Below are 25923 nucleotides of genomic sequence, written 5' to 3' on the forward strand. Positions count from 1 at the left end.
GTTTAATGATGAAAGATGATTGATTAGCGTTCAGAATGAGCGACTTAGTCATTCTGTAGCAAAATAGTCACTTCCTGATAATAGCCTTGCCACACCGCGACGGAAAGTGGGTTGGGGATTTCAACCTGACCCGATGCAGAGACACCATGGCTGCCTTGCGAAACAAACTTCAGGTAAGAATCATTGACAGCATTGTACACTGATTGGCCTTGCTCCAGATTGAAGACGATGATGCCATAGAATTTGCGCTTGTAAAGCAGTGGTTCGTTTGGCGGCCCGAGCAGCTGCTGGTCCATCGCCACAATCTGCTGATTGAGTGCAGCAACAGCCACGTTTTCAGGCTTCCAATTTTCGCCCGCGGGTTTGGGGATTCCCTGTGCATGTGCGCTTTCAGCAAAAAAGAAAGCGGCCAATGCAAAGACTACCACGCACGCAAGCGATTTGCGTAAACTAGGAAAGAACTTTGTCATGAGAAAAAAACTGTTTTAATGTTAAAAGTTTATTTCAGGCTTTGAAAAACAAAGACGATTATGCCCAAATAAGATGCAATAAGCAATCCCGGTATTCAGGGACGACCTGTGCCAATTATCAACTAAGTGTCATTTGCTTGAGTCCGAACTAAACTAGTCGACACGTTTTATTCACAAAGCCTACTCACGGCGGCTTTTGATATACGGTCGGAACACACGGCTAAACACAGTGACAAATAAATAATACAGGAATACCCCCTAAGGGCACCTGCAAAATCGGGATGGGAAAAAAGAGGAGAGGAAAGAGAAAAGCCGGGAATGAAAAAGGGCGGGTTTTCATGCGCCTACGCGCCATATTCTCTCCATGAGATTTACGGATTAAAGGATTAAAAAGAATTATTCAATGGCAAAGGTATTGGTAGAAGCGGAAAAAATCATGCCAAAGGCGATTTTTTTTTCGACACGAAAAACTTTTCTATTTTCGCCATAAAACATTGACAATGAATTTTTTAGAGAGAAAAATAGGCTTGTTCGGCCAATACTTCTCGCACAAAAGGGAAAAAATATTGTGAAAATGTGGTTGCCCGCACGTCCCTGAGAGATGTCAATGCAATCGGGTAAGTCAATACATAACATCACGCAATTTCTCCCGTCGGCAAAATCTCCATCTCCAGCATCCGCGAAGTAGCAGGGTCGTAAGCGTCGCTGCCCTCCGATGAGGCACCTGCGGCAATGTTGATTTCCAACCCTTCACTAATGGTGGCGACAGCCCGAGACACTTTGCCAGCATCCACCCGGGTATAAGCGATTACCTCGCGGTCAATCAACTGCCCCTTCATGTTGAAGGTGGCCAACACATACTCGTAATTCATCAGCTCAGCCTTCCACCATACCAGCGCGACAAAATCTTTTGTGTCGTCAATGGCGAAGCAGGGCACATACTCGGTGAATTCATCGTCGGGCGTTGTAGCCTCCGTCGGGAGGATGAATTGGGCAATCAACTCGTCGGATAGGGGCGAGTTTTCGGTGCTAAAAGCATGGTGGGTATCCTCGCCAAGCGTGACGGGCATGGCGATGGGGGGAAATTTGGCGACAAAATCGGGGAAGGTGAGTTTTTTCATGCCGTTTCAATTCGAGTGGCCACACCTTTATTATTTATGTGTGTCATAAAATTCGCCAGTTGCTCCCCCTTCATGACACGGGGGATTTTTGCTTGGCCATTGAACTTACCACGCTTGCCGAGCCATTCCAAAAATATCTCATTGGGCAGCAATTGCACGCGCACGTCTCTAAGTACATAATCACGCTCGACAGCGTAGTCGTCGTTGAGGCGGCGAAGCTCCGCATCAACGACCTGAGCAAATGCTTCGGGGGAGACTGCCGGATTTTCCACAGAGACGTACCACTGGTGCGCCCAATAGGAGCCTTCCCGTACACCCGCTACCGTAAACTCGCGCACACCCGCGTTCAGCATTTCATCGGCGCGGTGTACGGCAGCGTTCAAATTGTCAATGGATAGATGCTCGCCGCACACCGAAAGGAACTGCTTGGTGCGGCCCGTCAACCGAAACTCGCAACGCCGAAGGTTGGTGAATTGAATCGTGTCGCCCAACAAATAGCGCCACGCGCCCGCGCTGGTGGATATGAGCGTCGCGTAATGCGCTCCCTCGCTCACCTCCTCAAGGCTGAGGCTGGGCGGGAACGCGGAACGCAGGTCGCCGTTCTCGTCAAAATTCTCGTCGTTGAAAGGCACAAACTCAAAATAGACCCCACAATCCGTCAGCATACGCATGGCGCGGGTGTCGGGCCGATTTTGATATGCAAAAAAACCTTCGGAAGCCATATAGCTATCCACATAGTGCATGGAACGGCCAAAAAGTTGTTCCAGCGTGGGGCGATATGGCTCGAAGAAGACACCACCATGTACCAGCACCTCGTAATTGGGCCACAGTTCGTGAATGTTGCGAAGCTTGTATCGCTCCACTATTTTTTCCAAAATGAGTTGCAACCACATGGGGTTGCTCACCGAAAAGCCGATATCCCATGTGGGCGCTTCGGCCACGATGCGCTCGATGCGTTCGCTCCATTCGGGCAAATCCGTGATGTGGCGCCCCGGGCGATACGAGCGCTCCAGCCATATCGGGCGGTTCAGCCCGATGATGCCGCTCAAGTCGCCCGTCCAGTGCAGGCCTTCCCGCTTGGGCATGGTGCAAGAGCCGACCATAAGCATCTGTTTGGTGAACTGGCGGGAGGAAAGGCCAAATTTCGTGATGTCGAAAAAAAGCCGCCGCGAGCCACGCTTCATGTCGCGGAGCATATCCTCGGTGACGGGGATATACTTGGTGGACGACTGGCTTGTTCCGCTCGACAGGGCGTAGTAAGGAATCACGCCCGGCCAGCAGACATCGGGCTGGTCTTCCAGATGCGCCTTGTGCCACCAGCGGTCGTAGATGCCTTGATAATCAGTGGCGGGCACCTGCCGGACGAACGCCTTGGGAGGGTCGGGCGAGAGGAGTGCTTCGTGAAACCCGTGATAGCGCCCAAAGGCTGTGCGTTTGGCTTTTTGCAACAGCGTCAGCAGTTGATTGTACTGAAGGTCATGGGGAGAAAGGCGCGGGCGTTCGGCCAAAGAGCCTAATTGCGCGCCTCTGCGTATCAGCGTTCCGAGCAAGGACATAAGTATTTCAAAAAAACTATTGGCTTTAAAAAACGAGGGCAAAATTATCTTTTTGGACGCAGCGGGTAAAAATTTAGGATTTTGTTCACAAGGGCTTCGACCAACATCAAGGGAAATGGGTGCGTTTGATTTCGGCTTTGGGGCAAGAGCGGCAAAACGTAACGATAATTTAAACATCCGGTAACACAGGTAAACGTTCCTTTGTGCCGAAGTTAATTTTCGGTAAACCCATGTTCCTTAGAGCATATCGGCACGACGACAAAAGACATCTGCAGCAACTCTTTTTCGACACGGTGCACACCATCAATGCCCGTGACTATGCCCCTGAACAGCTGACGGCGTGGGCTCCCGTCGAGCCAGACCGAGAGGCTTGGGCACAGCTCGACCGCCAGCTTTGTTTTGTGGTGGAATGTCAAAAAGAAATTGTCGGGTTCATCAGTCTTACTGCCGAAGGGCTGATTGACTTCCTGTTTGTGCATAAAAATTTTCAGAACAAAGGCATCGCCTCTGCTTTGTTCAAACAAGTAGAGCGGGTCGCTCGCAAAAAGGGCATCGCCGTGCTTAGCGCCGAGGCGAGCATCACCGCAAGGGGATTTTTTGAAAAACAAGGTTTTCATGTGACTGGCGAGCAACGCAAGACTCTACGCGGCGTGGATTTTTTTAATTTTAAAATGGAAAAATCAATGGCGCAGGGGGCAAGGGGGTGACGCGGCAAAGGATTCGCAGCCCCAAGTATTGGAGCCGCCCAAAATGTCGTTCGCAGGCCGAGGTGTCGCGTTCGTTGATATTCCAGAAAAAAAACAATCACCAACTGCAACCTTGCCCCCGCCTTGCAAGTCTATTGAGCAACTTTTTGAAAACAACTCCAAAGCACCTTGCATTCTTACCAAATCATCTTTCCGTTAGTGTTTTTCAATAGCGAGTTCTGTCAGAATATGCTGGCTCACTGCGCGTTTTTGCCAGTTCGTCGCATATAGGGCAGTGTTCACGTCATTGCGTTGGCGTTTCGCGGGCAATGGAGGATAGTTTTGTGGCATCACTTGATAAAAAGCATTCGAAGCCATGAAAAGCATCGCCATCTCCATCATTTTTTCGGTCGCCACGTTCTTTTTGGTGCTTGACTATCTCGATAAAAATCAGTCAGTTATCATGCAGCAAACATTGCCAGCCGTTGAGATAAAAGCACCGAGCGCCGAGCCGGACACGACCGAGCAAAAGTTGCCCGAGGTCATCATCAGCGCCAAACGAAGCAAATTCACTTCTCGCGCAACGCGACACGCAACGACTTCATAAAACACTATGAGCCTCGCCGTCAATTTTTCGCATGGTTGAAGGCACAATCCGTTCAAAATCGAAAGCGACAATCATGCTCATCTGACAAATCTTGGCAAATCAAGTTGTAAAACAAGTTTAGCATAACCATAGCAGAGCAATAACACGGAGGTTTTGCAGGCACCCGACGCAAGCTGGGTGCCTGCTTTTTTGTCGAATAGGCAAGCTTATTGCCCCAAAAACAAGGGGTTCAATTGGCCTGTCAACCAATTGAACCCCCTCAAACTTCCGAGCGCACCCCCTTAATCGCTTCTTCGTGTGCCGTTCACCGTGTATTCATTGTCCCGGTTCCGTCGGCGGGTTGTTGCGCTCATAGAGATAAGCGCCCAACATGCCAAGACCGCCAAAAATGGCGATAAGCGCAAAGTAGAGGCCGGGGCCACTGATGCTGAGTGCTTTGGACAGCACAATCGCCAGAAGCAACCCAAGACCTGCCCCGATAAACAAAAGACTGTCTTTCAAGGTCTTGGAGGGATTCAGACGACGCTGCTCCTGCTCTTTGTTGGCTTTGGGGTCCATCCCCCGCTCTATCATCGCCATGTTTTCCTTGTTTTCAAGATAGCGCATACCCCAAATCATGAGAAACGTGCTGACTGGCACGACGCCAAAGAGGAACATGATGGCCATTTTACCTTCTTCCATATTCTGTATTTTTTTAGTTGTGAGGAAAGGTGGTTCTGAACGTTGTTGATGCCGCCTCTGACAGCATGGATGGAAGGTAGGTTACAGGGGAGGACGAGAAAGTTTTAGGGTTTTGGGTTTGGGGGACATTTCAAATTGTCGCTTATGTACGCCGGAACCCTGTTCTGGCATATATCGAAACAACGTTCTGATTTACTTGCGACAATTTGAAATGCCACCGTTTGAAGGTTTAAGGGTTTGGGATTGGCAGAAGTGCAAAAAAACCTCAAACCCTAAAGCCTTCAAACCGTGTGCGGCAAAAACACCTCTGCCATCATACATCGCGCTGAGCCACCGCCGTAGGTCTCAATGGTCTCGATGGGGCTGTGGAGCAGTCTGGTATGCGCCTCCAAGGTTTTGATTTGCGAGGGCGAAAGCGAACGATATGCCTGCTCGGACATGACGAGAATCGTGTCGCCAGTGGTGTTGCGCACTTGAAGCATATTCCCAGCGAAGGCGTTCATTTGTTCGAGCGTGATGTCCACGATTTCTTTGTTTGTCGCGGCAAATTTTTCTTCCAGCGCACGGCGTTCCTGCGGGTCGCGCACCGAGTCGAGGCAAATCACCACAAAAGTTTCGCCCAGCGCCATCATCACGTTGGTATGGTAGATGTCTTGCCCGTTGGCGTCCTGTGCGTGAAACACGACTTTCCGATACCCGATTTTCTGGCAAAGATTTTCGAGCAAGTCCGCGTCGGTACGCGGGCTGAGACAGGCGTACGCGAGTCGGTTTGGGTGGTCGAAAATGATGCTGCCCGTGCCTTCGAGGAAGCGGTCATTGGCCTCCTCGTTTTCGAGATGAATGCGCTGGTTGGAGGAAAAACCGCGTTGCAGGATTTCCGCAATCACTTCCTCGCGCCGCTCGCGCCGTCGCGTGGGCGCAAACATGGGGTAGGTGACGACATAGCCTTCCTGATGGAAAGTGACCCAATTGTTCGGAAACACCGCATCGGGCTTGGCAGGCGAGGCCGAATCGTCGGCGACAATGACATCCACGCCCGCCGCACGCAATTTGCTCACGAATTCATCAAACTCTCGAATGGCGTTTTGCCGCATGGCTTCGGCACTGAGCTTGCCGTCGCGGCTTTGAAAGGCATTGTTGGCGGCGGTTTCTTCGTTGAAGGCGAAATTGGCCGGGCGCACCATTAGAATGTGTGGAGTGGTTTGCTGACGCATGGATAGTGGCTTATGTTCGGTTGTATGATTGGTTGGCAGGCATTTTGGGCGCTCAAAGGTAGGGTGAGTTTGTTTGCGGGTTAAAAATCGGGCGTAATTTGGCGCTGAAATAAATCCTGCATGAAAAGGTATTGTCACAATTGCTTCCACCCGCTGCCATACAAGGCCAAGTTCTGTGCCCACTGCGGGCAAAAGGACACTGATGGCAAGTACACCATGAGGGAGCTGTTGTCGCGGCTTGGGCGGACGATTTTCCATTTGGAAGGCAAATTTTTGCGCACCGCGTGGCAACTGTTTGTGCCGGGCATGGTCACGTCGGAATTTTTCAAAGGCAAACAAGCCCGTTATCCGCATCCCTTCCGATTGTTTGCCGTGGCGATGTTTTTCTTTCTGCTCATGCTCAATTGGGCGCTGAAAGATGCCCAAGCCCGAAAGTCCAACAATCTCTTCAACACCAGTACCCTTGCCGTGAACGCACGAGGCGACACGGTGAGACTTGATAGCCGTTCTTTTTTCCAGCGAATAGAATACCGCGCCATCTTGGAGGATTTGAGACAAGACTATCGGCACTTGCCCGCCGATTGGCGCACCGCCGAAGCGGAACAGTGCATGGATAGTCTGCTCAAATCTTACCAAAGCAAGTATCTGGCAAAACTTGGTGTTGGCCTTTCCGATACCCTGCCATTGGACGTTGACACAATCACCATAGGCTTGGTGAACCGTGAGATTCGCATCTCCGCCCTTGATGTGGGGCGCTACACACCCGATGAAATCATGCAGCGGTACCAAATAACAGGACGATTCGACCAGGTTGCCGTCAGGCAGGGCATCAAAAGTCTGCGCGACCCCAACACGTTGGCGCACTCCATCATCGGCAGTCTGACATGGACGCTACTATCGCTAGTGGCGGTCATGGCGGGCCTGTTGAGCCTGCTCTACTTGAGGCAAAAACGCTATTATGTGGAGCATTTTATCTTCTTGCTGCATTTTCACACGGGCGCGCTGTTGGTCATGTTGCTGGCCATCATAGCTATCTGGCAAGGCTTGCTCCCATACGCCTCCCTTGGAGTGTTCGTCGTGGGCACCGCGTTGGCCATGTATTTCGCCATGTGGCGTTTTTACGGTCAAGGTTGGCTAACGACGCTCGCCAAGTGGCTGACATACTGCGTTCTCTACACGGCAGGCTTCGTGGTACTTTTCATCTTAGGCTCCATCGTTGTGTTTTTCATTTTTTAAAAAATGTCGTACGAAACCGTCATCGGACTCGAAATTCACGTCCAACTCGCCACCCGCTCCAAGGCTTTCTGTGGCGACGACGCCTCGTTCGGCGGCGCACCTAACACGCACACCAGCGCCGTCAGCCTCGCCCACCCCGGCACCCTGCCACGCTTGAACAAAAAGGCCATCGAATACGCCGCCAGGCTTGGCCTCGCGCTCGGCTGCGACATCGCCCGCCACAGCACGTTCGACCGAAAAAACTACTTCTACGCCGACCTGCCAAAGGGGTTTCAAACAACCCAGCAGAACAATCCCATTTGCCTTGGCGGGCAGCTCACGGTGGACAGCGGACGACGCACCGTGCGTTTGCATCACATTCACTTAGAAGAAGATGCGGGCAAAAGCCTGCACGAACAAGCGCCGCACGAATCGCTCATTGACCTCAATAGAGCGGGCGTGCCCCTGCTCGAAATCGTGACCGAGCCAGACCTGCGCAGCGCCGAGGAAGTCGCGGCCTTCATGTCCGAAATGCGCCGCCTCGTGCGGTGGCTCGGCATCAGCGACGGGAACATGGAAGAAGGCTCTTTGCGCTGCGACGTGAACGTGTCGGTGCGAAAGTCGGGCGAGCAAAAGCTCGGCCAACGATGCGAAATCAAAAACGTGAACTCCATGCGATTTGCCCGCCGCGCCATCGAATTTGAGGTGAAAAGACAAATCGGCATCCTCGAATCGGGCGGAAAAGTGGAGCAAGAAACTCGTGGTTTTGATGCGGCATCCGGCACCACCTACTCGCTCCGCGAAAAAGAGGAAGCACACGATTACCGCTATTTTCCCGAACCCGACTTGCCGCCCGTCGTGGTTTCAGCGGTGATGTTGGAAAAAATCGAATCCGAAATGCCGCCCTTGCCACAGGTGTTGGAACAATCATTTCAAACAAAATACGGCCTGCCCGCTCACGACGCGGCGCTACTCACGCAGGAACGCGAAATCGCCGACTATTTTCTGCAACTCACAACCCGCAACAACCCACAACCAGCAATCCCACCCCGACAAATCGCCAACCTGATTGTCAACAAATTGCTCCCGTGGTCTGCTTCGACCGGAACACCCATGAACGAGTGCCCCGTGCCCTCGGCGACATGGCTCGAGTTTCTGAATTTGATAGAAAGCGGGCAAGTCAGCACCTCCACCGCTTATCAACGGCTGTTCCCGATAATATTGGAAAAACCCGAACACTCCCCTACCCTTTTGGCCACCCAAATGAATCTGCTCCAAAATGCCGATGGCGATTTTTTGGAAAAAATAGCCGACGAAGTGCTGGCGCGTTTCCCAGAAAAAGTGGCCGAATACCGAAAAGGCAAAAAAGGGCTTATCGGCTTTTTCATGGGCGAAATGATGAAAGCCAGCAAGGGAAAAGCCGAGCCAAAAACCGCGACGCGATTGCTGGAGGAGAAATTGAGGTGATAAATTTTGCCACAAAGTCACGAGGCACAAAAGTCTCACTACCAACTTTCGCAACGACTTAGGCAGGACCGCAGCGCCCTAAAATCTCTCCCCTGCCTGATGAGAGCACCAAGCGTGACGGGAAATGTGTTTCGAGGCGCTGCCCTGCCTAAGTCGTTGCGAAAAATCTTTTAACGGGCGCATTTCAAAAGGCCGCTTTTGTACGCCGAAACGCTGCTCCGGCATATACCGAGACAGCGTTCCGATTTACTTGCCACAATTTGAAATGCCTCTTCCTTTTGACCTTGCGAAAAATGCGTATCGTATTCATCTCCGACACCCACCTGAAACATGACAGCCTGCCATTGCCGCCAGGCGATATGCTTGTCCATGCGGGCGATTTTTCGCGGCGCGGGCTGATGCACGAGGCACAGATATTTCTCGATTGGTTTTCGGCACAGCCGCATCGGCACAAAGTGCTTGTGGCTGGCAATCATGATTTTATCGCTGAAAACGAACCCGCCTTGTTCGAGAGCATGCTCCCCAAGAACGTGATTTATCTCAACGATTCGGGTCGCGAGGTCGAAGGCATCAAAATCTGGGGCAGCCCCATTCAGCCGTGGTTTTTCGATTGGGCATTCAACCGACAGCGCGGGGCCGACATTCGCCGTCACTGGGATTTGATTCCGGCAGATACCGAACTGCTCATCACGCACGGACCACCCTACGGCATACTCGACGAGGTGGCGCGCGACCCACGTCCCGTCGGCTGCCGCGATTTGCTGCACAAAGTCAGCGAGATGAGGCAATTGAAGATTCATGTGTTCGGCCACATCCACGAAGGCTACGGACGGCGCGAAGTAGGCGGCACTTTGTTTCTGAACGCTTCCGTATTGGACGAAAATTACAACACGAAAAACAAGCCTTTTTTAGTGGAATGGAGTGAGGTGAGCGTTTCCATTATTCACGAAAGCATCTGACCATCAATGAAAAAGAAACTCTTTGTATTGTTTGCTTGCTGTGTTGCCCGATTCGTGATGGCGCAACCCAAACCCGAACACAACCTGCTTTTTGACAAAACGCCCACTCGCTGGGAGAATGCCCTCCCCCTCGGCAACGGAATGCTGGGCTGCCTCATCTGGCAAAAAGAAAACAACCTTCGCTTCGCGCTTGACCGTGCCGACTTGTGGGATACTCGCCCCATGAAGGGACTTGCTCGGCCCGAGTTTTCTTACCAGTGGGTCGCGGAGCAAGTGAAAAAGGACAACTACGACCTCGTGCAAGAATACTTCGATAGGCCCTACGAGCAGGAAGCAGGGCCAACCAAATTGCCGGCAGCGGCTGTGGAATGGCAGATAACGGATGTCGAAATGCAACGCGCCGAATTGGATATTTCGACGGGGCTGGCCTCTATTTATCTGTCCAAAAAATTGGTTATCAGGACATTCGTCCATGCAAGCCGCGAGGAAGGCTGGTTCCGAATCGAAGGTGCCCCCGCCCATTTTCAAGATGCGTCGAACCCTCTCTTTAGCCTCATTGCTCCGGCCTACTCAGGCCCCGGAGACCTGTCTCGGTTGGGTTATCGGCAAGGTGCCATTGTCGAGGGCAAACACTTGCGGGCTTACACGCAACCCTATTACGGCGGGGCCAGTTATGAAGTTGCCATCGCGTGGCGTGCCTCAGCGGATGGCGCAGTGGAAGGCGTTTGGAGCGTATCCGCGCAATCGGGCGCAAAAAAATCCGTGCGAAAAGCACTCCGACGCGGCTTTGAAAAATCCTTTGCCGAATCAAAAAAATGGTGGGCGGGTTTCTGGGCAAAATCCTCCGTCTCGCTGCCCGACCCGGTCATCGAGCGCCAGTATTATCTCGACCTTTACAAATTTGGCTGCGCAGCCCGGGCAGGCGCGCCCATGATTAACCTGCAATCCGTGTGGACGGCAGACAACGGACGTCTGCCACCGTGGAAAAGCGATTTTCACCACGACCTGAACACCCAACTGAGTTATTGGCCCGCCTACACCGCCAATCACCTCGACTTGGCTATAGGCTATCTCAATCATCTGGAAAAAAACGGCTCAATACACCGCGCTTACACCCGCCGTTTTTTCGGCACGCCCGGGCTGAATGTTCCGGGGGTGGAATCGCTGAACGGCGAACCGCTCGGCGGCTGGATTCAATATGCCTGCTCTCCCACAACTTCGGCTTGGCTGGCTCAGCATTTTTACCTGCAATGGCGCTACTCGCAAGACCGTACTTTTTTGAAAAAACACGCATGGCCGTTTTTGCGCGACGCGGCCACTCACCTCGAAGCACTTTCTTTTTTCGACGAAAACGGCAAACGGATATTGCCCCTCAGCTCCAGCCCTGAAGTCAACGACAACCATGCAAGCGCTTGGTTTCCAAATTCATGGACTAATCACGACCTCGCCCTCGCACGTTTTCTTTTTGAAAAAACCGCCGAAGTGGCCAGCGATTTGAGTCACGACAAGGAGGCTGAAAAATGGCTCAAAGCCCTATCTCAACTGCCCTCATTTTACATGGAACAGAATGGCGCCCTAAAAATCGCCCCACAATTGACGCACCACGAAAGCCATCGGCATTTTTCGCATCTGCTCTCCATTCACCCGCTTCGATTGCTCGATTGGGGAAAAGAAGACGAACGCCGTGTCATCAAGCAATCGCTGACGCAGCTCCACGACACAGGGACGGGCGCTTGGACGGGTTATTCGTTCTCATGGTTTGCCAATTTGCTGGCTTGTGCACGCGATGGCAACGGCGCGCGCGATGCACTGCGCATTTTTGCCGAAGCTTTCGTCTCCCAAAACTCTTTCCATCTGAATGGCGACCAAACAGGCAAAGGCTACTCAAACAACGCCAGCGACCCGTTCACGCTGGAAGGCAATTTTGCCTTTGCAGCCGGGGTACTGGAAATGTTGTTGCAAAGCCCAAACGGCGCGATACGGGTTTTTCCCGCATTGCCGGACGACTGGCAAGAAGTCTCATTCAACAATTTGCTTGCGGAAGGGGCGATTCTCGTCAGCGCCACATTGAAAGAAGGAAGGCTCTCCAAAATCCACTTAAAAGCTTTGAAAGACACCCACCCTTTCCTTTTACCGATGCCAGACGACAATGGGGCACATTTCACGCTGAAAAACACAAAACTGGGTGGCTACGAGCCACATTCTGCTGCATGGAAGGTGGAAATGAAAGCTGGCGGCGAATTGATTTACGAGGCAAAGTAGCATGTGACGAAAGTTCGGAACGCGAGTTCGCAGTTATGCCCGGATGAAAATGATTTTGCGAGATTGCCTTGACTGACAACAGACTTGTTGCGGTGGATGCCTTTGGCGAAGGGAAAGCCCTTTTTCCGACTGGCTTCGTTACATTTTTCGCCGAATATGCCCGATTTCGACTGCAAAATTTGCTTCGCCAGCCGAAAAAATGACAATCCCCTTCACTCAAAGCCCTCCACCGGAACAAGTCTAATTTTCAGACCGATGCAACCCTTGCATTTGCGGTTGACCTAACATGGGAAAATACAACTCAACCATTTCACTCTAAAATTTTGTTTTCGATGAAAAAAATGATGCATCCCATGTTCATGTTGTCGGTATGGGCACTGGCATTGTTTGTCGCCTGCGACAAGCAGGAACAACAACTCACGGAGGAAGAGGCTATTGCCGAGGCGCTCTACAACGTTCAGGAGCGCGGCGGCTTGGGCAGGCTTGGCTGCTATGAGCTGCTGTTCCCGGTGGAATTCACGCTTCCTGACGGTAGCACTGCCGCAGCCAACTCTTACGACGACATGAAGCTGGCGCTTCGCGCTTGGTTTCATGCCAACGGTCCGGTTCGTTTCGCGCCGTCTTTGGTGTTCCCAATTTCAGTGCTGTCTGAAGAGGGCGACCTTATCGCGTTCAACAATGATAACGAGTTTCGCAGGCTCCGTGCGGATTGTCGGGGCAAGTTCGGCAACCAAGACCCACGGCAGCACACACGCCGTCAGTTGTCTTGTTTTGAAATCACTTTTCCCCTCACTGTACAGTTTCCCGATGGTACTACGGCATCGGTTGACAATCGGCTCCAACTCCACCAACTCGTTCGGGTGTGGCTCCACGATAATCCCGGCGCGGGGCATCCACACATCACGTTCCCGCTCACGGTGAAAATGACAGCGGACGGCTCCTTGGTGACGGTGAATAGTCGAGCGGAACTGCGCGATTTGAAAGCAGGTTGTGAGTGATGTGTTTGGCGAGTGTTCTTTCAGTCAGGTAAGCGGGAACGTTATACCCAGATTAAAGAGGATTTGAATCTGCCCGTTGACAAGACAGGGATTTCCTTCATCGATTTGTATGATTTTCAAAGGATTGCGAGCGCCGTTCGTTCAAAACAATCTTGTCAGAACCTACACTCAGGGGCTTGCCCGGCCAAGTGAAGCGGACGGGGCTGATTTGCGTTGACTATACTATCATCTTTCCTGGCTCATATTTTCCATGGGCTTATAGCTTTTCTTGATTGGATTGACAGCCTTTGGGTTCTATCCGAACGATTTCTCTTTTTGAGGGCATCTGCCGAGTTGTGCAGGCGAGGTTCGCCTACAACCGCCGACGGCAACAAACCGCTCCACCTTGATTCACGATGAGTCAAAAATTTTTTTTGGCCATTCTCAATGAGTGAGAATGGTGGGGCGCAACTTTGTGTCCGTCAAAGGCGAGCGTGGTCTTCTCGCCCGCTCGGAGCCAGCTCCTCGTCCAAAGCAATCATCATGCAACATCGCACCCTCCGCCTCGCTTTTTTGCTTTCCGCTTCCCTTCTGTGGGCGAATTCGTCGCGCAAGCAGAATACAAGCTACACGTCGCTGTTTACAAATGCTACTTATGTCAATTGCAGACAAGCCCAGTCCGGCACGCTGCGTTTTTTTGTGGCCGGGGTTGCGTGTATCCAGCCGATTCGAGTTGGATACACGCAACCCCGGCGGGCGACAAAGCGAATTTAACCGTCAATTAGGGGTGACGGGAAAGAAGAGTTATCCCAAACTAAAAAATAAAATAAAACAATAAAAATATAATATAAAAGCACTTGACAATGAAATAAAAAAGATGAAAAATGAAATATAAAACACTCACAGCGATACTCATTTGTGCCTCGATAAAGGCAATCGGGCAGATGCCGACTGCCCCGGGAATACCCATCCCGCAGCCGCCGCAACCCGCCACGCTTGCGCCGCAGGTGGTCATCAGTTTCCCAAACCCGCAGCCACAAACGGCAAACCCGTTTGCCCCGAACGCCAACATCCAGCGGCAAAACAAGATGATAATGCAGGAGGTGCAGCAGCACGAGCAGAGAAGGATGCAACAGCAGCAACTTTTGGCGGAAATAGAGCGGGATATGAACCCAAGAGAGGTAAAATACGAGTTTCCCGACCAAAGCCAAGTCGCAGGAACGGAGTTTTATCGCCAAGCCTTCGATGAAATAAACCAAATGCTGAAAGGTGAAAAGCCTTGTAACCTGAAACGAGCCGTTTTCCTGACAGAGAACGCTTATTACGACAACCGAATGACCTACGACTGGTTTTCGTCGGACATTTCAAGCAATGCCGACATCATCAAAACATACATCGAGCAAAACGGCTACGACTTCAATAAACCGACCGCCAAGAAATGGGGATTGCGGCAGTTTTGGCGGACACGGTGCAGTTGAAGGACGAAACAGGGAAGGTAACTTTCACGCACAAGCCCTACGGCTACGATTTTGAAGACCCTTGGGGCAAGCAGGACTGGTCAAAGCAGTTTGTGACGAAACTCATGGGCAGTGGCAAAGGTCAATGCCATTCCATGCCACTTTATACTTGATTTTGGCGGAGGAGATTGGCGTGGAGGCTTGGCTTTCTTATTCGCCCTCGCATACTTACATCAAAGTGGACAACGGGAAAGGCAATATTTGAACTACGAAGCGACCAACGGTTATTACACGACTGACGTTTGGGTGCAGAGTTCGGGCTACATCAAGGCGGAGGCGTTGCGGAGCGGTATCTACATGGATACCATGGGAAAGTGTGAAGTGATTGCCGCTTGCCTTGCTGACATGGCGAAAGGCTACGCCATCAAGTACGGATTTGACAATTTCGTGCTAAATTGCCTTGAAAAGTCGTTGGAATACAGCCCGAACAACGTCTATGCACTTCAACTGAAATCGGACTACCAGACTTATCTGTTCTTTTATGTCATTGACCAGTTGGGCAGACCGCCCGTCGAGCGGCTCCCCGAATTTCCGAAAGCCTACGAACTGTTTCTGAAAATGCACGAGGTTTACGGGCAGATTGACGGGATTGGGTTCGAGGAAATGCCGCAGGATGCCTACGAGCGTTGGTTGAAGTCCTTTGAAACGGAGAAGGGCAGACAGCCGAAAGAAATCATCAGACCATAACTTTGAAATCCATATCAACTATGCAAAAGTATCTGACACTCGTTTTTGCAATCCTTTTTGCGGCAGCCTTTTCGCTCAACACGAGCCGATACAGCCTTTCGAGGAACTGGGCATCAAGGTCAAGGTCTTGACTTTGAGCAACGGAAAGTACCAAGAGAGTTTTCCGAACGACACGACCTTTCGTTTTGGCTCGGTGATGTTCAACCGGGTGACTGGCGAGGTCGTCACCGTCATCGAAAACGATACGCTTTACGGGGAGTACAACTTAAAGGCGGAAGTGGTGAGCAGGTGGCTTTCGCCCGACCCGTTGGCGGCGAAGTATCCGAATTGGTCTCCGTATAATTACGCTATTGATAATCCGATACTTTTCATTGACCCGGATGGGATGGATATTATCATTTCAATCAAAGGGAGAGGCGATGCGGCAGATGCTCAACGTGGAACTTATCTTTCTCATCTTCAAAGTTTGACGAATGATAAGTTGACAATGGACAAGAGCGGCAAGGTAACCATCAGTGAACGGGCAAGTGGCAACACATCAGATATGTCTTTGTGTGCAGGAACCGAGTTAGTACGCAACTTGATTGAAGGTGTTCAGTCAGATGATGGAAGTGTGAAGAATTATACAGTTACAATTGTTGCAGGTGAAAACAATACAACCGACCCCGTAAATTCAAATGGAAAAATTACAGACGCTGCCAAAGCAGACGCTCAAAATGGTACGGGTACTGGTTCGGTGGTTTCATTTAATCCAAACAAAAAAGGTGATAATGTGGTAAATGAAGACGGTACGAGAGGACGACCTGCAAAAATCGGTTTAGCACATGAGTTGTATCATGCGGAAAGTAATATGGCCGGAAAAAATGACAAAACTGACACTGGGGTTGTTGCTCCAGAAAGCAAAACAGGTGCTACACTTTCAAGAGAAGAACTAAACACTCGAAAAAAAGAAAACGACATTAGGTACGAACAAAAAGTTAAACCAAGAAAAATTGACTGAAACATGAAAAACAGCATTACTTGCATATACTTAATTTTGCTTGTACTCTCGTGCAAAAGTCAAAGTTACATGGCTAAGTCTGACTTTAAATATCAAGTTTGGCAAAAAAACTTACTAACCCAATTTGACAATATAATTGAGAAAAACCAAGAAATCGCCCAAAAAGGATTGTCAAATATTGAAATGATTAGAAAAGAAATTTTTTATATTGACAGTGTTAAGTTAAAAGAAATTTTGGATTATTCATTAGCAAATAACCCTGTAAAAGAGTGGAGCAAAATATATTTCATACATCATTATTTTGAAGGGGAGGTAAACATAACATTGTCATCAATCATCTTTATAGCAAAAAGCGGCAAAATTACGGGGTTTACATATTCTCACAATCTAAACAAGTATTATCAAATTAAGAGTGAAACAACCATTAAAAAAGCGATAAGAACAAAATCAGGTATTGAAGCGTGCAATAATGGAATTTTTATTGTTTCAAAATTTGATACAAATTATATTAACACAGATAACAAAATTGTGATTGGGATGTGCAATTCAAGTTTACAGCCATTATTAAAAATTTATGATAAAGATGCTTTTGATTAAAAAAATATTGGGCAGTCATATTTGGACTTTTGCTTTCATGGCTCTTATGGCATGGGGGATGCCCTTATCCAGTCAATCAAAATACCAGGAAGCAATATTGACGTTAAAAGGTGGATTAGAACATGGGGGTCTTGCGTTTAAAGATGCTGTATTCTTGACCGAAGATACTTATTTCGACAACCTTCTTTACAGACAAGAATTTGAGGACGAACTGGAATTGTTGGTGCAACTGGTCATGATGCGTGAAAAAAGCGATAGTCTGATTTACGAAGGCAAAGATTTGGCAAAAATTAAGACCAATTCGGCAATGTTCAGGACGTTGGCTGATACGACGATTGCCCTGTTTTACGATACAGCATACTACGTTTTCATGCCATACAGGTATGATTTTGATGATATTTTTGGCAGCAAAGATTGGTCGAATATGTTTGTGACCAAACTCCTACGAACAAGGAAAGGGAATTGTCATTCTTTGCCATACCTGTACAAGATATTGGCGGATGAACTTGGGGTTAAGGCATACCTTTCGCTCGCCCCGAATCATACCTATATCAAGCAAAGAGCGGAAAAAGGCGGCTGGTACAACACCGAACTCACAAGTGCATCCTTTCCAATTGATGCTTGGCTCATGGCATCAGGCTACATTTCGCTCCAAGCAGTACAAAACGGCATCTATCTTGACACTTTGAGCGAAAAGGAAAGCATCGCCCTCTGCGTTCTCGATTTGGCACAAGGATATAACCACAAATATCCAGACAATGACGGGAAATTCGTCATTGAGTGCTGCGACCTCGCCCTGAAACACTTCCCCGATTATGTGAACGCAATCCTTCTGAAAGCAGAGACCCGCCTGAAACAACTGCAAGCCATGCAGAAGGAAATGAAATATGCCTATCTGAAAGAAGTAACAGCAATGCCCGAAGGCAAGGCGAAATGGGACGAAATGAACAGCCTCTACATGCAACTCTACAAACTCGGCTATCGGCAGATGCCCGAACAGATGTACGTCGAGTGGCTCACCTCGCTCAAAACGGAGAAGGAAAAGTACAGCAACAAGAACGCACCGGGAGCAACGAAGGACTGATAAAGCATCACCATCAGCGGAATATAAAAAATGGGATAACAACGGATGTGCGCCAATGCCGCCGAAAGCCCACCCGCAAAAGCCCACGCACGGCGGCACTGCGCACATCCAACCGTTCAGCGCAAAGACAACAGGACCGAACACCTGCTTGTCAATGCGTTCAACATAATTGAAACCATAATTTTTCACCCACCAAACAGTTTCATTATGAACGGTTTTCTCCATTTCCGATTTCCCCACATGCCGACAAACGCGCTTGGGACATTTCTGCTACTTGTTACGCTACCGATGCTTTCGAGCATTGCTGCATGGGGACAGGGCACTGAAATCTTCAAATGCCCTGAAAGCACCTACACGTTTACGGGGACTCCCGAGCAGACGCTCTGCGAGCAGTACCCCAACTTCAACTGCGAGACCCAGATTGGCGCGGGCACGCAGTTCCCGAAATCTTCTCTTATCGGCGCGTCTTTAAGCGGCAACGTGTGCGTCGTCGGCGACTTCGAGGTGGACGAGCCGTTTGTTTTCCAAAACGCGGTGGTAAAAATCAATCCCGGAGTGACCATCGCCATCGCGGGCAGCCCCAATCTGTATGACGGCGGCGCCTCCCTCGGAATAGACAATTCCAAGCTGTTCGCCTGCAACGGCCTTTGGAAAGGCATCACGCTGGGCTTCCTGTCCGGCATCTCGACCTACAACAACACAAGGATAGAGGATGCCGAAAAAGCAATCTCGACATTCGCGCTATGTGCCCTGTCCATACAACAGACGACCTTCAACCGAAATCGGATAGGAATAGGACTTTTCACCCAATACCCCAGCATCTGGGTGCCGGGGCCCTTGGTTTGGGTGTTTGCCAACAACCGGTTCACCTGCGACGCGCCCCTGAACGGCACGACAGACGAGATCACTTATGCCGGGGTCAAACTAAAAGATTCTTACCTCTACACTTTTCAGCCTGGGGCAAATACCTTTTCTGACATCCAATACGGCATATACTCGGAAGGCAGCGCATCGTATATCGGCACCCAAAATCTTATCTTTCAGCGTATCCGGCGCGATGGCATTTTTATGGACAAGGGCAACATCAACCTGAGAGCCTCACAATTTTTGAATGGGTACGACAAAGGCATCCACATCGAAAGTGCAAACAACGTCACCATTTCCGGCAATTGCTACTTTCGTTGGGACGACAACCTGCCATTGCTAATTTCAGGCCTGAATTTATACTATGGGGTTCATGTAGAAGGATACGCTGTCGCAAGCAATACCCAAATCTCTGGAAACCTTTTTTCTGCCGACCTGACATCGGGACAAAAAAGGGTCATCGGAGTCTGGCACCAAGGTTCCGATATCGGTGGGGGGGCGGCCATTGGCATGGCGCAGAACACGCTCCACTTTTATGGAGGCCCCGCGATAGGGATACTCTTGGGCGGCGATTTTCCAAGCGAGAGCCAAATAGACATCTACAACAATGATTTTGACATTCAAGACCAACTCAATGCCGGCAGCCCCACTTGCATTTGGAGTTCTGGGAACAAATACGACTTCGGCATCATCGGGAACAGGTTTTACAACGGCCTGCCAAAATTTGGTTGGGCTACTGGGATGATTCTGGAAGGGTCAGAAGGCACTGAAAATCAGGTGAGCGACAACCACTTTGAGCCAGGCCTGTATTTGCAGTCTTACCTCTGCGGCATACAGGTATCGAATTTCAAAAACACCAAGTTTTGCGCCAATACATCGCTGAACGCCAACCGCATGTTTTGTTTTGGCGGCCAGAACAACGGAACGGATTTGACCGGAAACATCGCTTACGGGTCACAACTCCTGACCCTCTTTGACCAGTCCTGGATCGAAGACCAAATCCAAAAGGGCAACCAGTGGACGGCGGAATACCAAGGGTTCATCTTTCCTTTTGTCATTACGCCACAGGCGGAGTGTATGAATCCGGATTTTGCTGAGATATCTGAATTCCGTGTCCACACACCGCAATCTACTGCCTTGACTGGCCCCGGTTTCAATCCATTCCACCCTCGGGATTTGTTCCCAGATAACAATATCGAGTGGTGGTTTCAAGAAAGCGGTACTCCGGCAGGCGCTTGTATTGACGAAATTGTGGGGCCGGGCAACGGCGACACCAAACTAAAAAGAGCGGTTGCCGACGGGACTCTGGCAGCGCAATTTAGCAACCCGTCCATGAACTGGCAGGCTGAGCACGCACTTTACTTCGCCCTAAAACTAAATCCCTCGCTTGAAAGCCTCTACCCGGCATACTCAACTTTCAAGTCCGCAAAAGAGGGCGGCAACATAGACAAATTGTATCAGGTTGCCGTTGCTTTGAATGCCGCGCGGAACGGAGACGCAACGCTGCGGAATGACGCAACGAACAACCGCATATCAATTGACGATATGCTGGTTCAAATAGAGGCTGCCGACCAGGCATGGCAGAACGCTGCGACGCCGGCCGAGCAAGAAGCCGCCAAAGCCGCCAAACAACAAAAAATGGCCGAGTTGATGGTGCTTTTGCAAAATGTCGCTAACTTCCAAGCCACCTACAAGCAAAATCTCCAAAGTGCCCTTGCAGGCGTACAACAAACCAACAACAGCATCAGCAACGCCAACGAATGGGAGGGTTACGAAAAGACCGTGAACTCGATTTTTATTGGCTACCTCCAAAACGGTGCGTTGGCAGAAGGAGAGCAGGGAAACTTGGAAACGATAGCGGAGTTGTGCCCCAAAATCGGAGGCATGGCCGTGTACAGGGCACGCAGCATCCTGCCCGAGTGCGCTCGATTGGTTGATGACAACCGTGCAGACTGCTACCCTGCACCCGAACCGCTTACGCCTGTTGAGCCTCGTTCGACCGAGTACTCCTCCCTGAAAAATGTTGAGCGCGCTCAGGTAGTCCCCAACCCTGCCTTCGAGATGGCTACTGTGATCGTTCCCAACGGCAAGCAAGGGAGTGTTAGGCTCCTTAGTGCCCTTGGCAGTTTGGTATCGGAGCAGCAGATTGTGTCTCCTCAGACAAGTGTTGGTGTGGCTATGTTGCCGCAGGGCATTTATTACCTCGAAATCCTCTATTCCGACGGGCAGCGCGAGTGCCTGAAATTCGTCGTGTCGAAATAAAGCAGGTTCACTTTGGGGCAAGCCGCACATGGCTTGCCCCGCTTTATTTTTCACTACAAAATCGTTTCAGGCCATGCGTATTATACTGCCTTTATTCTCGCTTTTTTTCTTGTCAGTATTTTTTGCAAATGCTCAACAAGGCTACGGCAACCAATGGATTTTTGGGCGTTTCAGTAGCCCCAATTACAGCCCGTCGGGTACCATTCTGAACTTCAATGATGATACCCTGAAAATAGAGCCTGTTGACAAGTCCATGGAACTGGAAGGCTCCTGCGCCATAATGTGCGATTCTTTGGGCAAGTTGCTGTTTTACTCCAACGGCTGCTACATCGCCAACGCCACCCACCAGATGATGGCAAACGGCCATTCTATTGGGAAAGACATGTTGGAAACCAGTTTTTGCAACACGGGCGGGAACCCTCTTATTCAGGGTATGATAGCCTTGTCCAAGCCGGGAAGCGACCATCTTTACTATTTGTTCTATACGGATATTGGCGACCCCTACTTTATGCAGCCGTTTTTCCCTCTTGCTCCGGTTACGCTATACTATTCCGTCATTGACATGGCAATGGAAAATGGATTGGGAAGGGTTATTGAGAAAAACGTAATTGTCTTGCAAGATACGTTTTCAAGAGGCATGATTCAGGCGACAAGGCATGCTAATGGCAAAGATTGGTGGATTATTCAGCCTAAATCCCATTCTAATTGCTATTGGACTTTTTTGCTGACTGAAAGCGGTATTGATACCACATTCGTGCAGTGTGTCGGGCAATTATGGGGCGACCGCGACCCACAAGGGCAAACTGTTTTTTCACCTAATTCAAATAAATATATTCGTTTTAATTTTTTTTATGGTTTGAATATTTTTAATTTTGACATAGCGACGGGTATGTTTTCTAATCCCATAAATATTAGTTTTGGTCAAGACACCTTTTATTATAGTGGTGCTGCCTTTTCCCCAAGTTCACGCTTTATTTATACTACATGTTACGATAAAATATGGCAATTCGACACTTGGGCATCTGATATATCTGCAAGCAGTGTCTTAATTGGAGAATTAAACACGCCCTCAACTATTCAGGATAAAACACATTTTATACAGTCACGTTTGGCTCCTGATGGGAAAATTTACATTGCTGGGAGAGGATCGAACAAGCACCTACACCTCATCAACCGCCCTAATTGTTACGGCCTGGAGTGCGACTTGCAACAATATGCCATCGAACTGGTCGCCCCTAATAGTAATACAATGCCCAATATACCGCATTACAAGCAGTGGAGTGAAAGTGATACTTGTGTGACGGTAAGTGCAACAGAGTCAAACCTCTTTATTCAAGGATTGATGAAACTATACCCAAATCCAGCCAATCAGTATGTGACTTTGGAGGGGTTGGAAAGCGGTGATGTAGTACAATGGATTAACATTTCAGGGAGGGTGGCTAAGACTTCAATCTGCCAAACAAATAGATTTGAAGTAGGCGACTTGAATCCCGGGTTTTACCTGCTAAAAGTACAGCGAAATGGGGCTTATATGGGTATATTCAAAATGGTAAAGGAATAAAATGCGCTGAACTTTGCACTCACGTCCATGCCTCCTAAACGTCGGCACGGGCGGGAGTGCCACCGTTCTACACAATAACAAAAATACAACAACATGGAACGGATCATTTACCAGATGCTTTTTTCAGTCTTGGCCCTCACCTTTAGCAATAGTCTAACGGGACAAGCGCCGATTTACCAAATACAAGGCCCTCATACTGAATACGAAGGGCCATACTACGTCAGGGTCTTCATCAATTACGTTCAAGTCCCAAACAATCTTTGGACACAGAACGTAGATTTGACATCCAGAACTGCGGGCATTCTTGATAGGCTGAATACAGCCTACAACCAACACGATATCTATTTTATCGGTTTCACAGAACCATGCAACGCTCCCTTTCAGGTGATTACGGCATCCAATTATGCGGCTTCCAACCTGCATACGAATGCACTGGATATTTTCGACCGTGGAGACAGCGGCGGTGCGGGGGGCTATGCTTTTAGTGTGCCGAGTGCCTATTGCGAAGTTTCGGGCGCTTACGGAGCATTGCCAGCCAGTCAGTCGGAGGTGGTGGTGCATGAGGTGGGGCACTGTTTGGGCTTGTCACATTTGTTTACCGGGTCAGACCCAGGGGAGTGTATGGAGACCGGAGGGCTGTGTCAGAACAGTGAACCAGATTGTTATTGCTGTGGCGATTATGTTTGCGATACCCCTGTTTCCCCACAGAACATAACAGTTAGTACGGATTGTTCACAATCTGTCTCCCCGGCGGGACTTCCGCCGGAAGTTTTCAGGAACTATATGTCTTATGCCGACCCGGGATCTTGTCGGGACAGGTTTACTCCCGGACAGGTAAGGCGTATGTGGGCCTACCTTGCGCTCGCACCGGCACTTCAAAGCATCCGCCTGCAAGACGTTGTTTATCCCGCATCAACTCCTTCCGGCGTTTCGGGGAACATCGTTGTTGAATCGGGGGAACTGGCCATCAGTTCGCTCCTGCAAATGCTGCCGGGCTCGACCATCCGGGTGAAGAAAGGAGCGAAACTAAGCGTTGCCTCTACCATTACTGCCGCATGCGGCAAAATGTGGCAGGGCGTAATTGTAGAGGGTGATGCCTTTGACCCAAGCCAGTCCTCTGCCAAACAAGGGCAGGTAGATGTCGTGAATGGTGGCATCATTGAACATGCGGTATGCGGCATTGATGTACAGGATGTGTCGGCGCCGAACGGAGGGGTAGGCACAGGGGGCGGCATTGTGCGGCTTTGGCTGAATGCCCAGATGAAGGACAACATCATCGGCATTCGTTTCGGCCAGTACAATTTTCAAAATCACAGCGGTTTTATCGCCCCCATATTTTCCGTAACAAACGAGTACAAAGGTGGCGACAAACAGCCAACTTTGCTCGAACTTAACGCTGTCAAAGGGATAAGCATCCGTTTGGGTCGTTTCTGGGATTTGCGCACCCAATGCCAGAATCCAACAAGACGGGCAATTGGCATAGATTCGAGGAACTCCGGTTTCAGGGTGTCGCTGTCCAGTCGTTTTGAGCAACTCTTTCGCGGCATACGCGCCGACAAACTGACCGAGACCAACGGGTCGCTTCATGTTTCCGGCTCCAACTTCATCGGTTGCTACAAAGAGATTGAGTTCATCTCGTCCGGCAGTTTTGCCGTCACGGGCAGTAATTTTTCGGTGAAAAAACCTGATGCATGTCCTTCGTTTATGTCCGAAGTAAAGGGTGTGGAAATCAGGGGCGTAACTACCGGGTTTACGCTCTCCCGAAACGATTTTTATTTCGACGGTCAGGATTTCCCCACGGAAATACTCATCGGTACAGACTGTATTGCACTTGAGGAGGGCATGGATAATACTATTTTCAAAAACAGTTATTCCAGCCTCATCATCGGCAACCGGGCTTCCGGGTTTAACGGTTACGACGAGGACGGCCTGCTTTACCTGTGCAATTCCAATGATGGCAATTTTGATGGCGACTTTCGTATCACTAGCGGGAGTATCAGAAAAACGCAGGGGGAAAAAGCAGATTTGGGAACAATACTCGCCGCAGGCAACATCTTTTCCGGCCCGCCGACGGATTTCTGGTGCACCATCGTCAACGAAGGCGCGCCGATTGACTATTACTTCTACAACGCCGACCCTGCGCAAGACCCGGGCACACCGGGCGACCCGAACAACATTTGTGATATAACCGGGTTTGTAAGAAAACCAACCTTCCAACCGAACAACAGTTGCGCTGACCCTGAGCTTTGTTTTCCCTGCCCGACAACTGAGGCCGAGATATGGAAGTCGCGTTTTCTGCAAAACCGCCAACAATGGTTGGCCAAGACCGCCGCATTCCCTGCCATAACCGACCCCGCGCAACAAGCGACGGAAACCGAGGCCATCAAACGGCTCCGCATTGACATGAACCGCGATGCCAACCGCATTCTGACACAATACAGCCTCGACACCACGAATGTGGAGACCGATTCCATCGTTCGGTGGCTGGGCTTGGTACAAACCTGGCCAGCCGATTTGCGTCTGGCGCGGCACTATTTTTTCACGGGTGAGTTTGGGCGTTTCGACACGCTTTGGGGCCAAATACCAGTAGGATACGCGTTGAATGAGGGACGCCAGAGCGAGTTCGACCGTTTGGACGGCGTGTACACCGCGCTGCGCCCCCACTTGCAGCAAGGGGTTTCCTTGAACGCCTTGTCGGATGCGCTTTTGGACACGCTTGCAGCCTACACCGCCCGATGCGATGAGGCCGGGTTTTTGGCGGAGGTGGTATTGCGCCGCAACGGCATAGAGCAGAGCCCGGACTGCTCGGAGTCGCAACTCCGATCCCTGCCTGAAAAACAAAAGGGAAGTATTCCTCCGGGCAAGCAAAGCAACCTGAAAATTTACCCAAACCCCGCCAGCGACGTGCTCCGCATCGAATATCCCGGTGGCAACTTGGGAGGGCATGTGCGCTTGTTCGACATACAAGGCAGGCTGCGACGCGAACTGCCACTGCCAGCATCCGGCGGCTTGTTGGAGATTTCGGTCAGCGACATGCCAAACGGTCTTTATGTGGCGCAATGGCTATGCAACGGGCAAACGGGCTATACAAAAGTAATCATTTCCCATTGAGACTCATTTTTTAACGCGGAGATGC

The 25923-nt window shown here is 50.2% G+C and carries 21 protein-coding genes; 16 read left to right on the forward strand and 5 right to left on the reverse strand.

What is annotated here, in order from left to right; all coding sequences use genetic code 11:
• Positions 1 to 44: 44 nt before the first annotated feature.
• The 3 genes from KIS77_05775 to KIS77_05785 all read right to left on the reverse strand — a co-directional run bounded on the left by KIS77_05775 (position 45) and on the right by KIS77_05785 (position 3147).
• On the reverse strand, positions 45 to 332 hold the full coding sequence (locus KIS77_05775; protein MCW5921833.1) for a hypothetical protein: 288 nt from the start codon (positions 330 to 332) through the stop codon (positions 45 to 47).
• 773 nt (positions 333 to 1105) lie between these two features.
• Positions 1106 to 1591, reverse strand: a complete 486-nt coding sequence (locus tag KIS77_05780) for a hypothetical protein (protein ID MCW5921834.1) — start codon at positions 1589 to 1591, stop codon at positions 1106 to 1108.
• Positions 1588 to 3147: a GH3 auxin-responsive promoter family protein gene (locus KIS77_05785; protein ID MCW5921835.1), complete on the reverse strand. Its 1560-nt coding sequence runs from the start codon at positions 3145 to 3147 to the stop codon at positions 1588 to 1590. The genes KIS77_05780 and KIS77_05785 overlap by 4 nt, the downstream gene beginning before the upstream one ends.
• 230 nt (positions 3148 to 3377) lie before the next feature.
• On the opposite strand from KIS77_05785, the gene KIS77_05790 reads away from it, so the two are divergent.
• Positions 3378 to 3854 (forward strand): GNAT family N-acetyltransferase, encoded by a 477-nt coding sequence (locus KIS77_05790; GenBank protein ID MCW5921836.1) that lies wholly within the window; start codon positions 3378 to 3380, stop codon positions 3852 to 3854.
• Between the two features lie 355 nt (positions 3855 to 4209).
• A complete protein-coding gene (locus tag KIS77_05795; GenBank protein MCW5921837.1) occupies positions 4210 to 4440 on the forward strand; it encodes a hypothetical protein in 231 nt (76 codons plus the stop codon).
• A 315-nt stretch (positions 4441 to 4755) separates the two neighbouring features.
• Here KIS77_05795 and KIS77_05800 read toward each other — a convergent pair whose 3' ends face one another.
• Positions 4756 to 5121 (reverse strand): hypothetical protein, encoded by a 366-nt coding sequence (locus KIS77_05800; GenBank protein ID MCW5921838.1) that lies wholly within the window; start codon positions 5119 to 5121, stop codon positions 4756 to 4758.
• Positions 5122 to 5402: 281 nt separating this feature from the next.
• Complete coding sequence (locus KIS77_05805) at positions 5403 to 6335, reverse strand: amidinotransferase (protein MCW5921839.1); 933 nt, start codon at positions 6333 to 6335, stop codon at positions 5403 to 5405.
• 120 nt (positions 6336 to 6455) lie between these two features.
• On the opposite strand from KIS77_05805, the gene KIS77_05810 reads away from it, so the two are divergent.
• From KIS77_05810 to KIS77_05875, 14 genes are all read left to right on the forward strand, one after another.
• Positions 6456 to 7571 carry a DUF3667 domain-containing protein gene (locus KIS77_05810; protein MCW5921840.1) on the forward strand — a complete coding sequence of 372 codons (1116 nt, stop codon included), beginning with the start codon at positions 6456 to 6458 and terminating at the stop codon, positions 7569 to 7571.
• A gap of 3 nt (positions 7572 to 7574) precedes the next feature.
• Positions 7575 to 9017, forward strand: coding sequence for an Asp-tRNA(Asn)/Glu-tRNA(Gln) amidotransferase subunit GatB (gatB, locus tag KIS77_05815; protein MCW5921841.1), 1443 nt, complete (start codon positions 7575 to 7577; stop codon positions 9015 to 9017).
• 293 nt (positions 9018 to 9310) lie between these two features.
• On the forward strand, positions 9311 to 9976 hold the full coding sequence (locus KIS77_05820) for a metallophosphatase domain-containing protein (protein MCW5921842.1): 666 nt from the start codon (positions 9311 to 9313) through the stop codon (positions 9974 to 9976).
• A gap of 6 nt (positions 9977 to 9982) precedes the next feature.
• Positions 9983 to 12238 carry a hypothetical protein gene (locus KIS77_05825; protein ID MCW5921843.1) on the forward strand — a complete coding sequence of 752 codons (2256 nt, stop codon included), beginning with the start codon at positions 9983 to 9985 and terminating at the stop codon, positions 12236 to 12238.
• A 341-nt stretch (positions 12239 to 12579) separates the two neighbouring features.
• Complete coding sequence (locus KIS77_05830; GenBank protein MCW5921844.1) at positions 12580 to 13236, forward strand: hypothetical protein; 657 nt, start codon at positions 12580 to 12582, stop codon at positions 13234 to 13236.
• An 863-nt stretch (positions 13237 to 14099) separates the two neighbouring features.
• Positions 14100 to 14693 carry a hypothetical protein gene (locus KIS77_05835; protein ID MCW5921845.1) on the forward strand — a complete coding sequence of 198 codons (594 nt, stop codon included), beginning with the start codon at positions 14100 to 14102 and terminating at the stop codon, positions 14691 to 14693.
• The gene (locus KIS77_05840; GenBank protein MCW5921846.1) at positions 14654 to 14845 is read left to right on the forward strand and encodes a hypothetical protein; all 192 of its coding nucleotides are present in this window, start codon (positions 14654 to 14656) and stop codon (positions 14843 to 14845) included. Before KIS77_05835 ends, KIS77_05840 begins: the two co-directional genes overlap by 40 nt.
• 88 nt (positions 14846 to 14933) lie before the next feature.
• Complete coding sequence (locus KIS77_05845; protein MCW5921847.1) at positions 14934 to 15419, forward strand: hypothetical protein; 486 nt, start codon at positions 14934 to 14936, stop codon at positions 15417 to 15419.
• Complete coding sequence (locus tag KIS77_05850) at positions 15373 to 16419, forward strand: hypothetical protein (GenBank protein MCW5921848.1); 1047 nt, start codon at positions 15373 to 15375, stop codon at positions 16417 to 16419. The genes KIS77_05845 and KIS77_05850 overlap by 47 nt, the downstream gene beginning before the upstream one ends.
• A gap of 69 nt (positions 16420 to 16488) precedes the next feature.
• On the forward strand, positions 16489 to 17016 hold the full coding sequence (locus KIS77_05855; protein MCW5921849.1) for a hypothetical protein: 528 nt from the start codon (positions 16489 to 16491) through the stop codon (positions 17014 to 17016).
• 154 nt (positions 17017 to 17170) lie between these two features.
• Entirely contained in the window at positions 17171 to 18100 is a 930-nt protein-coding gene (locus KIS77_05860; GenBank protein MCW5921850.1) for a hypothetical protein, read from the forward strand.
• A gap of 207 nt (positions 18101 to 18307) precedes the next feature.
• On the forward strand, positions 18308 to 21226 hold the full coding sequence (locus tag KIS77_05865; protein MCW5921851.1) for a T9SS type A sorting domain-containing protein: 2919 nt from the start codon (positions 18308 to 18310) through the stop codon (positions 21224 to 21226).
• A 73-nt stretch (positions 21227 to 21299) separates the two neighbouring features.
• A complete protein-coding gene (locus tag KIS77_05870) occupies positions 21300 to 22787 on the forward strand; it encodes a T9SS type A sorting domain-containing protein (protein ID MCW5921852.1) in 1488 nt (495 codons plus the stop codon).
• 93 nt (positions 22788 to 22880) lie between these two features.
• Positions 22881 to 25898, forward strand: coding sequence for a zinc-dependent metalloprotease (locus KIS77_05875; protein MCW5921853.1), 3018 nt, complete (start codon positions 22881 to 22883; stop codon positions 25896 to 25898).
• Positions 25899 to 25923: the final 25 nt, after the last annotated feature.

Source organism: Saprospiraceae bacterium, from assembly GCA_026129545.1.
Taxonomy (GTDB): domain Bacteria; phylum Bacteroidota; class Bacteroidia; order Chitinophagales; family Saprospiraceae; genus M3007.

Excerpts from the sequence above, each read along its gene's own strand:
- KIS77_05790 (MCW5921836.1), top strand. The coding sequence starts at position 3,378 with ATGTTCCTTAGAGCATATCGGCACGACGACAAAAGACATCTGCAGCAA.
- KIS77_05805 (MCW5921839.1), bottom strand. The coding sequence starts at position 6,335 with ATGCGTCAGCAAACCACTCCACACATTCTAATGGTGCGCCCGGCCAAT.
- KIS77_05875 (MCW5921853.1), top strand. The coding sequence starts at position 22,881 with ATGGAACGGATCATTTACCAGATGCTTTTTTCAGTCTTGGCCCTCACC.
- KIS77_05840 (MCW5921846.1), top strand. The coding sequence starts at position 14,654 with ATGGGGATTGCGGCAGTTTTGGCGGACACGGTGCAGTTGAAGGACGAA.
- KIS77_05810 (MCW5921840.1), top strand. The coding sequence starts at position 6,456 with ATGAAAAGGTATTGTCACAATTGCTTCCACCCGCTGCCATACAAGGCC.
- KIS77_05835 (MCW5921845.1), top strand. The coding sequence starts at position 14,100 with ATGAAATATAAAACACTCACAGCGATACTCATTTGTGCCTCGATAAAG.
- KIS77_05795 (MCW5921837.1), top strand. The coding sequence starts at position 4,210 with ATGAAAAGCATCGCCATCTCCATCATTTTTTCGGTCGCCACGTTCTTT.
- KIS77_05785 (MCW5921835.1), bottom strand. The coding sequence starts at position 3,147 with ATGTCCTTGCTCGGAACGCTGATACGCAGAGGCGCGCAATTAGGCTCT.
- KIS77_05830 (MCW5921844.1), top strand. The coding sequence starts at position 12,580 with ATGATGCATCCCATGTTCATGTTGTCGGTATGGGCACTGGCATTGTTT.
- KIS77_05800 (MCW5921838.1), bottom strand. The coding sequence starts at position 5,121 with ATGGAAGAAGGTAAAATGGCCATCATGTTCCTCTTTGGCGTCGTGCCA.
- KIS77_05825 (MCW5921843.1), top strand. The coding sequence starts at position 9,983 with ATGAAAAAGAAACTCTTTGTATTGTTTGCTTGCTGTGTTGCCCGATTC.
- KIS77_05780 (MCW5921834.1), bottom strand. The coding sequence starts at position 1,591 with ATGAAAAAACTCACCTTCCCCGATTTTGTCGCCAAATTTCCCCCCATC.
- KIS77_05855 (MCW5921849.1), top strand. The coding sequence starts at position 16,489 with ATGGCTAAGTCTGACTTTAAATATCAAGTTTGGCAAAAAAACTTACTA.
- KIS77_05820 (MCW5921842.1), top strand. The coding sequence starts at position 9,311 with ATGCGTATCGTATTCATCTCCGACACCCACCTGAAACATGACAGCCTG.
- gatB (MCW5921841.1), top strand. The coding sequence starts at position 7,575 with ATGTCGTACGAAACCGTCATCGGACTCGAAATTCACGTCCAACTCGCC.
- KIS77_05865 (MCW5921851.1), top strand. The coding sequence starts at position 18,308 with ATGAACGGTTTTCTCCATTTCCGATTTCCCCACATGCCGACAAACGCG.
- KIS77_05870 (MCW5921852.1), top strand. The coding sequence starts at position 21,300 with ATGCGTATTATACTGCCTTTATTCTCGCTTTTTTTCTTGTCAGTATTT.